The 14682-nt window shown below is 65.6% G+C and carries 17 protein-coding genes; 11 read left to right on the top strand and 6 right to left on the bottom strand.

From position 1 onward, the window contains the following. Positions 1–87: 87 nt before the first annotated feature. The 11 genes from AC731_RS05235 to iscX all read left to right on the top strand — a co-directional run bounded on the left by AC731_RS05235 (position 88) and on the right by iscX (position 8549). Positions 88–819: an RNA methyltransferase gene (locus AC731_RS05235; RefSeq protein ID WP_048709777.1), complete on the top strand. Its 732-nt coding sequence runs from the start codon at positions 88–90 to the stop codon at positions 817–819. 150 nt (positions 820–969) lie between these two features. Further along, the gene (gene cysE, locus AC731_RS05230) at positions 970–1725 is read left to right on the top strand and encodes a serine O-acetyltransferase (RefSeq protein ID WP_004251036.1); all 756 of its coding nucleotides are present in this window, start codon (positions 970–972) and stop codon (positions 1723–1725) included. A 139-nt stretch (positions 1726–1864) separates the two neighbouring features. Next, positions 1865–2347, top strand: coding sequence for a Fe-S cluster assembly transcriptional regulator IscR (gene iscR / locus AC731_RS05225; RefSeq protein ID WP_004251037.1), 483 nt, complete (start codon positions 1865–1867; stop codon positions 2345–2347). An 8-nt stretch (positions 2348–2355) separates the two neighbouring features. Continuing rightward, positions 2356–3519 carry a cysteine desulfurase family protein gene (locus AC731_RS05220; protein ID WP_048709775.1) on the top strand — a complete coding sequence of 388 codons (1164 nt, stop codon included), beginning with the start codon at positions 2356–2358 and terminating at the stop codon, positions 3517–3519. Between the two features lie 51 nt (positions 3520–3570). Further along, a complete protein-coding gene (locus AC731_RS05215) occupies positions 3571–4782 on the top strand; it encodes an IscS subfamily cysteine desulfurase (RefSeq protein ID WP_048709772.1) in 1212 nt (403 codons plus the stop codon). Between the two features lie 31 nt (positions 4783–4813). After that, a complete protein-coding gene (gene iscU, locus AC731_RS05210; RefSeq protein WP_004251048.1) occupies positions 4814–5197 on the top strand; it encodes a Fe-S cluster assembly scaffold IscU in 384 nt (127 codons plus the stop codon). 27 nt (positions 5198–5224) lie between these two features. Further along, positions 5225–5548: an iron-sulfur cluster assembly protein IscA gene (gene iscA / locus AC731_RS05205; RefSeq protein WP_004251051.1), complete on the top strand. Its 324-nt coding sequence runs from the start codon at positions 5225–5227 to the stop codon at positions 5546–5548. A 31-nt stretch (positions 5549–5579) separates the two neighbouring features. Then, positions 5580–6113: a Fe-S protein assembly co-chaperone HscB gene (gene hscB / locus AC731_RS05200; protein ID WP_004251053.1), complete on the top strand. Its 534-nt coding sequence runs from the start codon at positions 5580–5582 to the stop codon at positions 6111–6113. 22 nt (positions 6114–6135) lie between these two features. Beyond that, a complete protein-coding gene (gene hscA, locus AC731_RS05195) occupies positions 6136–8004 on the top strand; it encodes a Fe-S protein assembly chaperone HscA (RefSeq protein WP_048709768.1) in 1869 nt (622 codons plus the stop codon). Between the two features lie 7 nt (positions 8005–8011). After that, entirely contained in the window at positions 8012–8353 is a 342-nt protein-coding gene (gene fdx / locus AC731_RS05190) for an ISC system 2Fe-2S type ferredoxin (protein ID WP_004251064.1), read from the top strand. Between the two features lies 1 nt (position 8354). Next, complete coding sequence (iscX, locus tag AC731_RS05185; protein WP_004251066.1) at positions 8355–8549, top strand: Fe-S cluster assembly protein IscX; 195 nt, start codon at positions 8355–8357, stop codon at positions 8547–8549. A 45-nt stretch (positions 8550–8594) separates the two neighbouring features. Here iscX and AC731_RS05180 read toward each other — a convergent pair whose 3' ends face one another. The 6 genes from AC731_RS05180 to dapC all read right to left on the bottom strand — a co-directional run bounded on the left by AC731_RS05180 (position 8595) and on the right by dapC (position 14537). Next, positions 8595–9053: a response regulator gene (locus AC731_RS05180; protein ID WP_048709765.1), complete on the bottom strand. Its 459-nt coding sequence runs from the start codon at positions 9051–9053 to the stop codon at positions 8595–8597. 39 nt (positions 9054–9092) lie between these two features. Continuing rightward, entirely contained in the window at positions 9093–10067 is a 975-nt protein-coding gene (prmB, locus tag AC731_RS05175) for a 50S ribosomal protein L3 N(5)-glutamine methyltransferase (RefSeq protein WP_048709762.1), read from the bottom strand. A gap of 26 nt (positions 10068–10093) precedes the next feature. After that, the gene (gene dapE, locus AC731_RS05170; RefSeq protein ID WP_048709759.1) at positions 10094–11236 is read right to left on the bottom strand and encodes a succinyl-diaminopimelate desuccinylase; all 1143 of its coding nucleotides are present in this window, start codon (positions 11234–11236) and stop codon (positions 10094–10096) included. 23 nt (positions 11237–11259) lie between these two features. Beyond that, positions 11260–12435 (bottom strand): PilT/PilU family type 4a pilus ATPase, encoded by a 1176-nt coding sequence (locus tag AC731_RS05165; RefSeq protein ID WP_004251077.1) that lies wholly within the window; start codon positions 12433–12435, stop codon positions 11260–11262. Positions 12436–12507: 72 nt separating this feature from the next. After that, a complete protein-coding gene (gene dapD, locus AC731_RS05160; RefSeq protein WP_048709756.1) occupies positions 12508–13329 on the bottom strand; it encodes a 2,3,4,5-tetrahydropyridine-2,6-dicarboxylate N-succinyltransferase in 822 nt (273 codons plus the stop codon). Positions 13330–13343: 14 nt separating this feature from the next. Next, complete coding sequence (gene dapC, locus AC731_RS05155; protein WP_048709752.1) at positions 13344–14537, bottom strand: succinyldiaminopimelate transaminase; 1194 nt, start codon at positions 14535–14537, stop codon at positions 13344–13346. Positions 14538–14682: the final 145 nt, after the last annotated feature.

The raw sequence follows: 14682 nt of genomic DNA, 5'->3' as shown, positions 1-14682 counted from the left end.
TGTTAAAGAAGCGGGCGACCGCTGCGGGTACCCATCGGGACCGGCCGGCATCGCCACGGCAGAATTCGGAAAACGCGGAATTTTAATATGAATCGCCCACTTGCGCTCGACCGTATCCGGGTCGTGCTGTCCCGCACCAGTCACCCCGGCAATATCGGCGCCGCCGCCCGCGCCATGAAGACGATGGGGCTGCGCCAGCTGTGGCTGGTCGCGCCGGCCTCGTTTCCGGATGAGATCGCGACGGCGCGTGCTTCCGGCGCGGCCGACCTGCTCGAGTCGGCGCGCGTGGTGGGCTCGCTGGAGGAGGCGCTGGCGGACACGGTGTTCTCCGCTGCGCTGACCGCACGCCGGCGCGAGTTGTCGCTGCCGCGGATGCATGCGCGCGAGGCCGCGGTCGAGATCGTCGGGCGGACCGTGGATGGCGACGTGGCGCTGGTGTTCGGCAACGAGACCAGCGGCATGACCAACGAGGAGGTCGCGCTGTGCAGTCTGCCGGTGACGATCCCGACCGACCCTGAGTTTTCGTCGCTGAACCTCGGTGCGGCCGTCCAGTTGCTCGCCTACGAACTGCGCATGGCGGCAACCAACCCATCGCCGCCGCAGGATCTGCAGGGCGAGCCGGCCACCCATGCCGACTTCGAGGGCTTCATGACGCACCTCGAGCAGGCCGTGACCGCCAGTGGCTTCCACGATCCGAAGAATCCGAAGCGCCTGCTGCCGCGCATGCGGCGGATGTTCAACCGCGTCCGGCTCGAGCGCGAAGAGGTGGCCTTGCTGCGCGGCATGCTGACGACCTTCGAGCGTCCCAAGCGGCGCTGAACGTGTCGTGGCGGTCGGTGCGAGCGCCGCGGTACGCGGGTCCGGCCGTTTCAAAGTTGATCCTAAGTCGATTAAAATAGTCGGGAATTGACCGGCGCAATGTGCAGCCGGTCAGTTCTCTTTGATATCCCCACCCTGGAGCCTCTCGAAATGTTCAGCCGCCTGCGTGAAGACCTGGCCAGCGTTCGCGAACGCGATCCCGCCGCCCGCTCCACGTTCGAGGTGCTGACCTGTTATCCGGGCGTGCATGCGCTGATGTTCCATCGTCTCGCACATTGCGCGTGGCGGCGACAGTGGTTCTGGCTGGGGCGCTTCATCAGCCACGTCAGCCGTTTCTTCACCGGGATCGAGATCCATCCGGGCGCCGTGATCGGCCGCCGGGTGTTCATCGACCACGGCATGGGCGTCGTGATCGGCGAGACGGCCGAGATCGGCGACGACTGCACGATCTATCAGGCGGTCACGCTCGGGGGGACCTCGCTGTACCGCGGCACCAAGCGCCATCCGACGCTCGGCAAGGGCGTGGTGGTCGGTGCGGGCGCCAAGGTGCTGGGCGGTTTCACGGTCGGTGACGGCGCCAAGATCGGCTCGAACGCGGTGGTGGTGAAGCCGGTGCCGGCGGGCGCGACGGCGGTCGGCAACCCGGCGCGCATCATCGACGCCGAGCGCGACGCCGCGCGCGAGCAGAAGGCCGAGCAGATGGGCTTCAGCGCCTATGGCGTCACGCGTGACATGGACGATCCGGTGTCCAAGGCCCTTCATGGTCTGCTCGATCATGCTGTCGATACCGATCGCCGCCTGCAGGCGATCGTGGCTCGACTCGAAGCGAGCGGCCTGAAACTCGAGGACGCGGCGGTGTCGGTGGATGACTTCGACGCCGGCCGCTTGTCGCGCATGGTGGACTGAGTCCGGGCTCGCCAGGCTATCGACCCGATTAGTTGACCGTTTTTGTCGGGATAAGTATAGTTGAGCGAAACGTTCAGGTATTGCGGTGGGGTCATCCTGCCTGCGGCTGGACGGCTTACGGTTCCTGCGAGGTGACACCATGAGACTGACGACCAAGGGGCGATTCGCCGTCACGGCGATGATCGATCTGGCTGCACGCCAGGACGACGGACCGGTGACGCTTGCCGGGATTGCCGAGCGCCAGAGGATCTCGTTGTCCTATCTCGAGCAGTTGTTCGGCAAGCTGCGCCGCCATCAGCTGGTGAGCAGCGTGCGCGGCCCCGGCGGTGGTTACCGCCTGGCGCGCGGCATGGACGCGATCACGGTCGCCGACATCATCATCGCGGTGGACGAGCCGCTGGATGCGACCCAGTGCGGCGGCAAGCAGAACTGTCACGACGAGCACCGCTGCATGACCCATGACCTGTGGGCGAACCTCAACAAGCGCATGTATGCCTACCTCGATTCGGTGACGCTGCAGGCACTGGTCGACCGTCAGGTGAAACCGGATGCGGACATGGCGGTGCTGAAGAACATTCGTCGTCGCGCCACGCTGCAGGTGCGCGAGATCGCCGCAGTCTGAGGGTCGCAATGAGTTTTGCCCCGGTCTATCTCGACTGGAACGCGACCACGCCGCTGGCTCCCGAGGTGCGCGACGCGATGCTGCCCTGGCTGGGTGCTGCACAGCCTGCGCGCTTCGGCAATGCGTCCAGCCGTCACGAGTATGGGCGCCAGGCTCGTGCCGCCATCGACGAAGCGCGCGCGCGCGTGGCAGCAGCCGTTGGCGCACATGCGACCGAGGTCGTCTTCACCAGCGGCGGCTCGGAGGCGAACAACCTGTTCCTGAAAGGGGCGGCAGCCTGTCTCAAGCCTGGCACGCTGGCGATCAGCGCCATCGAGCACCCCTGTGTGCGCGAACCGGCGAGGCAGCTGCGCCGTGCGGGGTGGGCCTTGCACGAGATCGCGGTCGATGCGGACGGCAGGATCGACGTCGCCGACTGGCAGCGCGTGCTCGAGGCGCGTCCGACGCTGGTGTCGGTGATGCTCGCCAACAACGAGACCGGCGTGCTGCAGGACGTGGCGACGCTGGCCAGAGAGGCGCGCAAGGCCGGTGCCTGGCTGCATACCGACGCGGTGCAGGCGCTGGGCAAGATCGAGGTCGATTTCCGTGCGCTCGGCGTGCAGGCGATGACGCTGTCGGCGCACAAGCTTGGTGGTCCGCTCGGCGCAGGCGCCCTGGTGCTGGACAAGCGCGTCGAACTGTCGCCGCTCATTGCGGGCGGAGGGCAGGAGCGCGGCTTGCGCTCGGGCACCGAGAACGTTGCAGCGATCGTCGGCTTCGGCCTTGCCTGCCAACGCGCGGTGGCGCATCGGGCGGCGGAGGCGAGTCGGCTCTCGGTGATGCGCGACGGCATCGAGGCGGCGTTGTCGGCGCTGGGTGCAGTGGTGTTTTCGCGGGCAGCCATCAGGCTGCCGAATACGGTATTTTTCGCGTTTGACGCGATCGACGGCGAGACGCTGGTCGGCAAGCTGGATCGCGCAGGATTCGCCTGCGCGAGCGGCTCGGCGTGTTCGAGTGCGCAGCCGGAGCCCTCGCACACCCTGCTGGCGATGGGTGTCGATCCGACGGTGGCACGCGGTGCGGTGCGCGTGAGCCTGGGACGCGATACCACGGCGGAAGAGGTCGAGCGATTCGTCGCCACCCTGTCGCACGTGGTGCGGGATTTGAGGAATCTGGCGTCGGTCGCGCTCTGAGCGGCCGTGCCAGGAGATGAAAAAGACACAACCCCTCTGCGGAGAGATGCAATGCTGAAGTTCCCGATCTACCTCGACTACTCGGCCACGACGCCGGTTGATCCGCGCGTGGCGGCGAAGATGATCCCGTGGTTGACCGAACATTTCGGTAACCCGGCCAGTCGTTCGCACGCCTATGGCTGGGAAGCCGAACAGGCGGTCGAGGAAGCGCGCGAGCAGGTCGCGGCCCTGGTCAACGCCGACCCCAAGGAGATCATCTGGACCTCGGGCGCGACCGAGTCGAACAACCTCGCCATCAAGGGTGCGGCGCATTTCTACCAGGGCAAGGGCAAGCACGTCATCACCGTCAAGACCGAGCACAAGGCGGTCCTCGATACCGTGCGCGAACTCGAGCGCGAGGGCTTCGAGGCCACCTATCTCGACGTCCAGGAAAACGGCTTGATCGATCTCGAGGTGCTGAAGGCGGCCATCCGGCCGGATACCATCCTCGTGTCCGTGATGTTCGTGAACAACGAGGTCGGCGTCGTGCAGCCGATCGCCCAGATCGGTGAGCTGTGCCGCGAGAAGGGCATCATCTTCCACGTCGATGCCGCGCAGGCGACCGGCAAGGTCGAGATCGACCTCGACAAGCTCAAGGTCGACCTGATGAGCTTCTCTGCCCACAAGACCTACGGTCCGAAGGGCGTCGGTGCCCTCTACGTCCGCCGCAAGCCGCGTGTTCGTCTCGAGGCGCAGATGCACGGTGGCGGCCACGAGCGCGGCCTGCGTTCGGGCACGCTGGCGACGCACCAGATCGTCGGCATGGGCGAAGCCTTCCGCCTGGCGCGTGAGGACATGGCGGAGGAGAATGCGCGCGTCCGCAGGCTGCGCGACAAGCTGCTGAACGGCCTGACCGACATCGAGGCGACCTACGTCAATGGAGACCTCGAGCAGCGCGTGCCGCACAACCTCAACATTTCCTTCGCCTATGTCGAAGGCGAGTCGCTGATCATGGCGATCAAGGACATCGCGGTGTCGTCCGGTTCGGCCTGCACCTCGGCCAGCCTCGAGCCGTCCTACGTGCTGCGCGCGCTGGGCCGCAACGACGAACTGGCGCACAGTTCGATCCGCTTCTCGATCGGCCGCTTCACCACCGAGGAAGAGATCGACTTCACCATCGACCTGCTGCACAAGAAGATCGGCAAGCTGCGCGAGCTGTCGCCCCTGTGGGAGATGTACAAGGACGGCATCGACCTCGACACCGTGCAGTGGGCTGCACACTAAAAGACACGACGAAATCCCCTGGAGAATAGACATGGCATACAGCGACAAGGTCCTGGACCATTACGAGAACCCCCGCAACGTGGGCTCCTTCGGCAAGGACGAAGAGGGCGTGGCCACCGGCATGGTCGGCGCGCCCGCCTGTGGCGACGTGATGAAGCTGCAGATCAAGGTCGGCAAGGACGGTGTGATCGAGGACGCGAAGTTCAAGACCTATGGCTGCGGCTCGGCGATCGCGTCCAGTTCGCTGGTCACCGAGTGGGTCAAGGGCAAGACCATCGATCAGGCGCTCGATATCAAGAACACGCAGATCGCCGAGGAACTCGCACTGCCGCCGGTGAAGATCCACTGCTCGATCCTCGCCGAGGATGCGATCAAGGCGGCCGTGGCTGACTACCGCAAGAAGCATCAGGCCTGAGCGGCCGGCAACGAGGAGGCATAGATCATGGGCGTGACCCTGTCCGAAAGCGCTGCCCGCCACGTGTCGAGCTTCATTGCCAAGCGTGGCAAGGGCTTCGGCATCCGCCTGGGGGTGAAGACCTCGGGCTGTTCCGGGATGGCGTACAAGCTGGAGTTCGTCGACGAGACGCACGGCGAGGATCTGGTGTTCGAGAGCCACGGCGTCAAGGTCGTGGTCGATCCGAAGAGCCTCGTGTATCTCGAGGGCACCGAACTCGACTTCGTGAAGGAAGGGCTGAACGAAGGCTTCAAGTTCAACAACCCGAACGTCAAGGATCAGTGCGGTTGCGGCGAGAGCTTCAACGTCTGATGCGGCGACCGCGTTTTCCCGCCGAGATTGCATGAGCATCGACCTCACCCAGGACTACTTCACCCTCTTCGGGCTGCCGCGCCGCTACGCGCTCGACGAGGCCTCGCTCGAGGCGGCGTGGCATCGCCTGCAGTCGCAGGTTCATCCGGATCGCTACGCCCACCTGCCCGACGCCGACAAGCGTCGGGCGATGCAGTGGGCGACGCGCGTCAACGAAGGGTTTCGTACGCTGAAGAAGCCGCTAGCGCGTGCGCAGTACCTGCTGGTCCTCGCGGGCGTCGATGCCGCCATCGAGACCAATACCGCGATGGCGCCCGAGTTCCTGATGGAGCAGATGGAGTGGCGCGAAGCGGTCGAAGAGGCGCGCGCGGCCGGTGAGGTCGAGGAACTCGAGCAACTCCACATGCGCCTGCTGCATCATGCGCGCGACGTTCGCACCGAGCTTGGCCGCCAGCTCGACGAAGATCATGCATACACCGAAGCAGCCGACACCGTGCGTCGGCTGATGTTCATCGAGAAACTCCAGCACGAGATCGACGAGGCGCTGCTCGCACTCGAAGGCTGATAACAAGAGGCACGAAACCCCAATGGCTCTGCTGCAAATTGCCGAACCCGGCATGTCCACCGAGCCCCACAAGCATCGGCTCGCGGTGGGTATTGATCTCGGGACGACCAACTCGCTCGTCGCCACCGTCCGCAACGGCATCGCCGTGTGCCTGCCTGACGAGTCTGGCCGCACCATGCTGCCGTCGGTGGTTCGGTATTGTGCCGATGGGCGCATCGAGGTCGGACAGGCGGCCGCCAAGGCCCAGGCCACCGACCCGCGCAACACGATCGTGTCGGTCAAGCGCTTCATGGGGCGTGGCCTGAAGGACGTGGCGCACGTCGAGACGATGCCCTACGACTTCGAGGACGGCGTCGGCATGGTGCGCCTGCGTACGGTGCAGGGGGTCAAGAGCCCGGTGGAAATGTCGGCGGAGGTGCTGCGCGTGCTGCGCGACCGCGCCGAGGCCAGCCTAGGTGGCCCGCTGACCGGCGCGGTCATCACCGTCCCGGCCTATTTCGACGATGCCCAGCGTCAGGCGACCAAGGACGCGGCAAAGCTCGCCGGTGTGGACGTCCTGCGCTTGCTCAACGAGCCCACGGCAGCCGCCGTTGCCTACGGCCTGGACAATGCGGCCGAAGGCGTCTATGCCGTCTATGACCTCGGCGGCGGCACCTTCGACCTGTCGATCCTGAAGCTGTCCCGGGGCGTGTTCGAAGTGCTGTCGACCAATGGCGATGCCGCGCTGGGCGGCGACGATTTCGATCACCGGCTGTTCTGCTCGATCCTGGAGCGTGCCGACATCGACCCGCCTTCGCTCGAGGATGCCCGCCGCCTGCAGATGAAGGCGCGCGAGGTCAAGGAACTGCTGACTTCGTGCGAGGAGGCGCCGGTGCATCTGGTGCTCGGCTCCGGCGAGGAGGTCGATCTGGTCATCACGCGCGACGAGTTCGCGGAAATGACCCGTCACCTTGTGCAGAAGACGCTGACGCCGGTGCGCAAGGCGCTGCGCGACGCAGGCCTCACACCCGAGGAAATCAAGGGTGTGGTGATGGTCGGCGGTGCGACCCGCATGCCGCACATCCAGCGCGCGGTCGCAAACTTCTTCGGCCAGGAACCGCTGACCAACCTCGACCCGGACAAGGTGGTCGCACTGGGCGCAGCGATGCAGGCCAATGCGCTGGCGGGCAACCGCGCGGAACAGGACGACTGGCTCCTGCTCGACGTGATCCCGCTGTCGCTGGGCCTCGAGACCATGGGTGGCCTGGTCGAGAAGGTCGTGCCACGCAATTCGACGCTCCCGATCGCGCGTGCACAGGAGTTCACCACCTTCAAGGACGGCCAGACCGCGATGGCCTTCCACGTCGTGCAGGGCGAACGCGAGCTCGTGGCCGACTGCCGCTCGCTCGCCCGTTTCGAACTGCGCGGCATTCCGCCGATGGTGGCCGGTGCGGCCCGCATCCGCGTCACCTTCCAGGTGGACGCCGACGGTCTGCTGTCGGTTTCGGCGCGCGAGATGTCCTCCGGTGTCGAGGCCAGCGTGCTGGTCAAGCCATCCTACGGCCTGTCGGACGACGAAATCGCCGAGATGCTGAAGTCGGGCGTGGAGCACGCCGGCGACGACATGGCGCTGCGCGCGTTGCGCGAGCAACAGGTGGAGGCTGAACGCGTGATCGAAGCTGCCGAACAGGCGCTGGCCAAGGACGGGCATCTGCTCGACGGCGACGAACGTGTGGCGGTCGACGCGGCGATCGCCCGCCTGCGCGTGTTGCGCGAGGGCGAAGACCACCGTGCGATAAAGACGGGCATCGATGCTTTCGCCCGCGCCACCGATGAATTTGCCGCCCGGCGCATGGACAACAGCATCCGTAGCGCGCTGGCCGGTCACAAAGTAGATGAACTCGAACTCTGACCCACTCATGACCCAGATCATCGTTCTTCCCCACGTCGAACTCTGCCCGGACGGCAGCGTGATCGAGGCCCGCCCGGGCCAGACCATCTGCGAGAGCCTGCTCGAGAATGGCATAGACATCGAGCACGCGTGCGAGATGTCCTGTGCCTGCACCACCTGCCACGTGATCGTGCGCGAAGGTTTCAATGCCCTCGAGGCCGCCTCGGACGATGAGGAGGATCTGCTCGACAAGGCCTGGGGGCTGGAGCCGCAGTCCCGCCTGTCGTGCCAGGTCCAGGTCGGCGAAACGCCGCTGGTGGTCGAGATCCCGCGTTACACGATCAACATGGCCCGCGAAGGAAAACACTGAGATGAAGTGGACCGATGTGCAGGAAATTGCGATCCAGCTGGCCGACAGCCGTCCCGATGTCGATCCGACACGGCTTAACTTCGTCGATCTGATGAACTGGGTGCTCGAACTGCCCGAGTTCGACGACGACCCGAAGCGCTGCGGTGAGCGCATCCTCGAAGGAATCCAGCAGGCCTGGATCGACGAGGTCGCCTGACAGCGCAGCAGAACGCTGCCGGCAGAGCCTCCCGGCCCGACCGACCTAGTAGGCGGCGCCGGCGCTCGCCTCGACGCTCTCGTTGAGGCTCAGCCAATAGCGGCCGAGGAGGGCAATGACCTCCTGGAAACGGTCGAAATCCACCGGCTTGCGGATGTAGCTGTTGGCACCGAGGTTGTATGCCTGTTGCAGATCGAGGGTTTCGCGCGAGGTGGTCAGCACCACGACCGGCAGCAGGGTCGTACGTGCGTCCGCGCGAATTCGCCGCAGGACCTCCAGCCCGTCGATACGCGGCAGCTTCAGGTCGAGCAGCACCACCGCCGGCATGACCCTGAGGTCGCGTCCGGCGTAGGTGCCCGTCCCGAACAGGTAGTCGATGGCTTCGACGCCGTCATGCACCACGACCACAGGGTTGGTGATGCGGTTGCGCGAGAATGCATGCAGCGTCAGCGCCTCGTCGTCGGGGTTGTCCTCGACCAGCAGGATCGGGCGTTCGTTGGGCATGTGTTCCTTGCTCCCCAGTTGCCGTGTCGACAGCGTCGATCAATCCCCGCCGCCTGGCAAGTCCTCGCGCCGCAGCACGAACACCATGTCGTCACCGCCGCGGGTGGAGAGCCAGTTGAAGGGCAGTTCCGGGAACGCCTCCTCGACGATTGTCCGGTTGTGACCGACCTCGACCGCCAGGATGCCGCCGGCGTTGAGGTGGGCTGCGCCTTCGTCGATGAGCTTGCGTACAATGTCGAGACCATCGTCGCCGGCGGCGAGCGCCATGCGGGGTTCGTGCAGGTACTCGGGTGGCAGTGCATCCATGTCTGCGCCCGTCACATAGGGCGGGTTGCTGAGGATGAGGTCGTAACGCCGGCCATCGAGGGCGGAGAAGACGTCGGTGTTGACCAGTTCGACGCGATCCTCCAGGCCGTAGTCGGCCACGTTCTGCCGTGCGACATCGAGTGCGTCTTCGGACAGGTCCGCGCCGGTGATCTCGGCATTCGGGAAGGCATGGGCCATCAGGATCGCGAGGCAGCCGGAGCCGGTGCACATGTCCAGCGCGCTGCCGACCGTTTCGGGGTCATCGATCCACGGCACCAGACCGTCTTCCAGCAACTCGGCGAAGAAGGAGCGCGGCACGATCACACGCTGGTCAACCGAGAAACGGAAGTCGCCCAGCCAAGCTTCGCCAAGGATGTAGGCCGTGGGCAGGCGATCGTCGGCACGCTGCTCGATCGCGTCGAGCAGCGCCACGCGTTCGTCACCGGGGATGCAGGCGTCGAGGAAGGGCTCGAGGCGATCGAGCGGCAGCGCCAGCGAACCAAGCAGCAGCCAGGCGGCCTCGTCAAAGGTGTCGGTGACGCCGTGGCCGCAGAAGATGCCGCTGCGGTTGAAGCGGGTGACGGCGTAGCGCAACCAGTCGCGCACGGTAACCAGCTCGGCCAGCGGGCCATGCTCGTGTTCGTGGTCGTGATCACCATCGTCATGATGTTGATGGTCGTCGTGCGCGTGTTCGTGAAGCTGAGTCATGGATTCATTCTCGCGTTGGAGCGGGTTCAGGCGGCCAGCAGTGCGTGCAGGGTCCGTTCGTAGACCACCGACAGGGGCTCGATCGCCGCGGCGTCGATGCATTCGTTGACCTGGTGGATCGATGCGTTGACCGGGCCGAATTCGACGACCTCGGCGCAGATGTCGGCGATGAAGCGGCCGTCGGACGTGCCGCCGGTGGTGGAAAGTTCGGTTTCCACCCCGAGCGTGTCATGGATCGCCGCCGACAGGGCGCCAACCAGCCTGCCGCGTCCGGTGATGAAGGGCTTGCCCGACAGGTGCCAGTCGATCTCGTACTCCAGGCCATGACGATCCAGGACCTCGTGAGTGCGGGCCTTCAGGCTGTCGGCAGACGACACCGATCCGAAGCGGAAGTTGAACAGCACCTCGCACACACCGGGGATCACGTTGTTGGCGCCAGTGCCGGCATGGATGTTCGAGACCTGCCAGGTCGTGGGCGGGAAGAACTCGTTGCCCCGGTCCCACTCGATTGCCGCGAGTTCGGCCAGGGCGGGCGCGAACGCGTGGATCGGGTTGCGGGCCAGATGGGGATAGGCGACGTGGCCCTGCTTGCCCTTCACGCGCAGCGTGCCGGACAGTGAGCCGCGGCGGCCGTTCTTGATCATGTCGCCCAGTGTCTTCACCGAAGTCGGCTCGCCCACCACGCAATAGTCGAGGCGTTCACCGCGGGCAGCCAGCGCCTCGACGACCTTCACCGTTCCGTGCGTCGCGATGCCTTCCTCGTCCGAGGTCAGCAGCAGTGCGATGCTGCCGGCGTGATCGGGTGTCGAGGCCACGAAGCGCTCGATGGCGGTGACGAAGGCCGCCAGCGAGGACTTCATGTCGGCGGCGCCGCGACCGTAAAGCACGCCGTCGATGATCGTGGGCGTGTAGGGCGGTGTCTTCCAGGCGTCGAGCGGGCCGGCAGGAACGACGTCGGTATGTCCGGCAAAACACAGCACCGGTCCGGTCTGGCCACGGCGGGCCCACAGGTTGGAGACGCCGCCGGTGTCGATCCGTTCGCAGGTGAAACCGAGCGCCTGCAGGCGGCCGGCGATCAGTTCGAGGCAGCCGGCGTCCTCGGGGGTGACGGAAGGGCGAGCGATCAATTCGCAGGCGAGGTCGAGCGTCGGATTCGGGGTCTGGGGCATGAAGGGCGTTGGGGTCGGAGCGATTAGTTCTGGTCGACGTGCAGCGTGAATTCCTGGAAGGACGCGCCGTCGGGGTTGCTGCGCTCGAAGTCGAGCAGGCTGGGGGCCTTCTTGGCGGCGGCCTGCTGGTCGTTTGTGCCGAGCTGTGCGTTGTTGATGAGCCAGTGCAGGTTGGTCGGGGAGTCCGCGTTCGCCAGTGCCTCCTCGAGCGAGATGGTGCCATCCGAGTAGAGCTTGAAGAGATTCTGCTCGAAGGTCTGGCAGCCCGGAGCCAGGCTCTGCTCCATGGCCTCCTTGATCTCGTTGATCTCGCCGCGTTCGATGAGCTCGGAGATGTGTCGCGTGTTCATCAGGATCTCGACGGCGGGCGCGCGCTTGGAGTCGGGGCGGCGCACGAGCCGCTGCGACACGATGCAGCGCAATGCGACGGCGAGGTCGAGGTAGAGCAGCTGGCGATTTTCCAGCGGGAAGAAGTTGATGATGCGGTTCAGCGCATGGTAGGCGTTGTTCGCATGCAGCGTGGCCAGGCACAGGTGGCCCGACTGCGCGTAGGAAATCGCGGCCTGCATCGTCTCGCGGTCACGGATCTCGCCGATCAGGATGCAGTCGGGCGCCTGACGCATGGCGTTGCGCAGTGCCTCGCCCCAGCTCAGGGTGTCGATGCCGACTTCGCGCTGGTTCACGACCGACTTGCGATGGGTAAACAGGTACTCGATCGGGTCCTCGACCGTCAGGATGTGACCCGCGCGGTTGCGGTTGCGGTGATCGAGCATCGACGCCAGCGTGGTCGACTTGCCCGATCCGGTCGCGCCGACCACCAGCACCAGGCCGCGCTTCTCCATCACCACCTCGGTCAGCACGGGGGGCATCCCCAGGTCCTGGACGGTGGGTATGTCGCTCTGGATGTAGCGCACCACGCTGGCAAGCGAGTTGCGCTGCCAGAACACGTTGACGCGGAAGTTGCCCAGGTCCCGGCGGCCGAAGGAGAGGTTGAGCTCGCGGTCGCGTTCGAGCTGGGCGAATTTCTCGGGCGGAATGGCCTCTTCGATCATCCGTCGGATCATGGGCGGTTCCATGACCTGCTGGTTGATCGGCATGGTGTGGCCCTGGATCTTGATGTGGATCGGGGCGCCCGCAGTGATGAAGATGTCCGAGGCCTTCTTTTCAGCCATCAGCTGGAACAGACTATCGAAAATCATGGCCTCGTCATCCTCATGGTTCGCGATGGGGCTGGGATCGCGGGATCACGGCCCCCGTGGTCGAAAACGCGATCAGGCGCCGCGCAGCAGTTCGTTGATGCCGGTCTTGGCGCGGGTCTGCGCATCGACCTTCTTCACGATGACGGCGCAGTACAGGCTGTACTTGCCGCAGGCCGAGGGCAGGCTGCCCGGCACCACGACGGCACCCGACGGCACGCGGCCATAGGTGACCTCGCCCGTCTCGCGGTCGTAGATCTTGGTGCTCTGGCCGATATACACACCCATCGACAGCACCGCGTTCTCCTCGATGATGACGCCTTCGACCACTTCGGAGCGCGCACCGACGAACACGTTGTCCTCGATGATCACTGGTCCGGCCTGGACCGGCTCGAGCACGCCACCGATGCCGACGCCGCCCGACAGGTGAACGTTCTTGCCGATCTGGGCGCAGGAGCCGACGGTGGCCCAGGTGTCGACCATCGTGCCTTCATCGACGTAGGCACCGATGTTCACATACGACGGCATCAGGACGACGTTCTTGCCGATGAAGCTGCCCTTGCGCGCGACGGCCGGCGGAACGACGCGGAAGCCGCCTTCGCGGAACTGCTCCGGCGTGTAGTCGCCGAACTTGGTCGCGACCTTGTCGTAGAAGTTGAGGCCGCCGGCCTGGACGACCTCGTTGTCGCGCAGACGGAAGGAGATCAGTACCGCCTTCTTGATCCACTGGTTCACCACCCATTGACCGTCCTTCTTCTCGGCGACGCGCAGCGTGCCGGTGTCGAGGCCGGCGATCACCTCTTCGACCGCGTTGCGAATCTCGGCAGGGGCGGAGGTGGGCGACAGACTGGCGCGGTTCTCGAAGGCGTCGTCGATGATCTGTTGCAGAGCGTGCATGGGGAAAGTCTCTCTCAGAGGGTCTTGCAGAAGTCGATGATGCGCTGTGCGGCCTCGACACATTCGTGGGTGTCGGCCACCAGCGCGATGCGGACGAACCCGTCGCCCGGGTTGATGCCGTTGGATTCGCGGGCGAGGTAGCTGCCAGGCAGGACGGTCACATTATATTCGGCCTGCAGACGGCGGGCGAACTCGGTGTCCGGCAGCGGCGTGCGCATCCAGTAGTAGAAACCGGCGTCGGGCAACTCGACCGGCAGCCAGGGCTGCAGCATCGGCGTGATGCGGGCGAACTTGTCGCGATACAGGCGGCGGTTTTCCTCGACGTGCACCTCGTCGTTCCACGCCACCACCGACGCCGCCTGCACCGGCGGGCTCATCTGGCAGCCGTGGTAGGTGCGGTAGAGCACGAAGTCCTTGAGGAGCTTCGCGTCGCCCGCGACGAAGCCCGAACGCATGCCCGGCACGTTCGAGCGCTTGGACAGGCTGGAGAACATGACGATGTTGCGGAAGTCCGTCCGTCCCAGTCGCCAGGCTGCCTCCAGGCCGCCGATCGGCTTGGCGTCGTCGTCGAAGTAGATCTCGGAATAGCACTCGTCGGCGGCGATGATGAAGCCGTGGCGGTCGGAAAGCTCGAACAGGTGCTTCCACTCGTCGAGCGACAGCACACGGCCGGTCGGGTTGCCGGGGGAGCAGACATAGACGAGTTGCACGCCGCGCCAGGTGGCCTCGTCGATCGCGTCGAAGTCGGAGGCAAAGCCGTTCTCGGGCAGGTGATTGAGGAAGATCGGCTCCGCCCCGGCCAGGTAGGCCGCGCCTTCGTAGATCTGGTAGAAGGGGTTCGGGCATAGCACCTTGGCGCCGGGCCGGGTCCCGTCGACCACGCACTGGCAGAACGCGAACAGCGCTTCGCGCGTTCCGTTGACCGGCACCACCTGGCTTGCGGCGTCGATCTTCGGCAGGCCGTAGCGGCGCTCGAGCCAGTGCGCGATCGCGTTGCGCAGCGCATCGCTGCCCAGGGTCAGCGGGTAGCTCGACAGCCCGCCGAGGTTGTCCGCCAGTGTCTGGCGGATGAAGCCGGGCGTCGGGTGCTGCGGCTCGCCGATCGACAGGCGGATCGGACTCAGGTCGGCAGGCGGGGTGATGCCGGCGAACAGCGCGCGCAGCTTCTCGAAGGGATAGGTCTGGAGGCGGGCGAGATTCGGATTCACTTTGGCACAAAATCCGCGCGGCAGACCGCCGGCGCAGCAGAGTGGGGAGGGGCGGTGATGTTATCATGCTGCGCCTTGCCGGCGCCCCAGCAGGCCATACCGCCGGCTCCCTTCAACTGCCGTTTCGCCCCTTGGGGTGTGGTTC

Origin of the sequence: Thauera humireducens, from assembly GCF_001051995.2 — a bacterium.
GTDB lineage: Bacteria > Pseudomonadota > Gammaproteobacteria > Burkholderiales > Rhodocyclaceae > Thauera > Thauera humireducens.
Note: the sequence above shows the minus strand (reverse complement) of the source record. Positions and strands in the feature narration are given on the sequence as shown.

What these genes read in the sequence shown, in the direction of transcription:
- AC731_RS05235 (WP_048709777.1), top strand. Translation starts at nt 88, where the DNA reads ATGAATCGCCCACTTGCGCTCGACCGTATCCGGGTCGTGCTGTCCCGC.
- cysE (WP_004251036.1), top strand. Translation starts at nt 970, where the DNA reads ATGTTCAGCCGCCTGCGTGAAGACCTGGCCAGCGTTCGCGAACGCGAT.
- iscR (WP_004251037.1), top strand. Translation starts at nt 1,865, where the DNA reads ATGAGACTGACGACCAAGGGGCGATTCGCCGTCACGGCGATGATCGAT.
- AC731_RS05220 (WP_048709775.1), top strand. Translation starts at nt 2,356, where the DNA reads ATGAGTTTTGCCCCGGTCTATCTCGACTGGAACGCGACCACGCCGCTG.
- AC731_RS05215 (WP_048709772.1), top strand. Translation starts at nt 3,571, where the DNA reads ATGCTGAAGTTCCCGATCTACCTCGACTACTCGGCCACGACGCCGGTT.
- iscU (WP_004251048.1), top strand. Translation starts at nt 4,814, where the DNA reads ATGGCATACAGCGACAAGGTCCTGGACCATTACGAGAACCCCCGCAAC.
- iscA (WP_004251051.1), top strand. Translation starts at nt 5,225, where the DNA reads ATGGGCGTGACCCTGTCCGAAAGCGCTGCCCGCCACGTGTCGAGCTTC.
- hscB (WP_004251053.1), top strand. Translation starts at nt 5,580, where the DNA reads ATGAGCATCGACCTCACCCAGGACTACTTCACCCTCTTCGGGCTGCCG.
- hscA (WP_048709768.1), top strand. Translation starts at nt 6,136, where the DNA reads ATGGCTCTGCTGCAAATTGCCGAACCCGGCATGTCCACCGAGCCCCAC.
- fdx (WP_004251064.1), top strand. Translation starts at nt 8,012, where the DNA reads ATGACCCAGATCATCGTTCTTCCCCACGTCGAACTCTGCCCGGACGGC.
- iscX (WP_004251066.1), top strand. Translation starts at nt 8,355, where the DNA reads ATGAAGTGGACCGATGTGCAGGAAATTGCGATCCAGCTGGCCGACAGC.
- AC731_RS05180 (WP_048709765.1), bottom strand. Translation starts at nt 9,053, where the DNA reads ATGCCCAACGAACGCCCGATCCTGCTGGTCGAGGACAACCCCGACGAC.
- prmB (WP_048709762.1), bottom strand. Translation starts at nt 10,067, where the DNA reads ATGACTCAGCTTCACGAACACGCGCACGACGACCATCAACATCATGAC.
- dapE (WP_048709759.1), bottom strand. Translation starts at nt 11,236, where the DNA reads ATGCCCCAGACCCCGAATCCGACGCTCGACCTCGCCTGCGAATTGATC.
- AC731_RS05165 (WP_004251077.1), bottom strand. Translation starts at nt 12,435, where the DNA reads ATGATTTTCGATAGTCTGTTCCAGCTGATGGCTGAAAAGAAGGCCTCG.
- dapD (WP_048709756.1), bottom strand. Translation starts at nt 13,329, where the DNA reads ATGCACGCTCTGCAACAGATCATCGACGACGCCTTCGAGAACCGCGCC.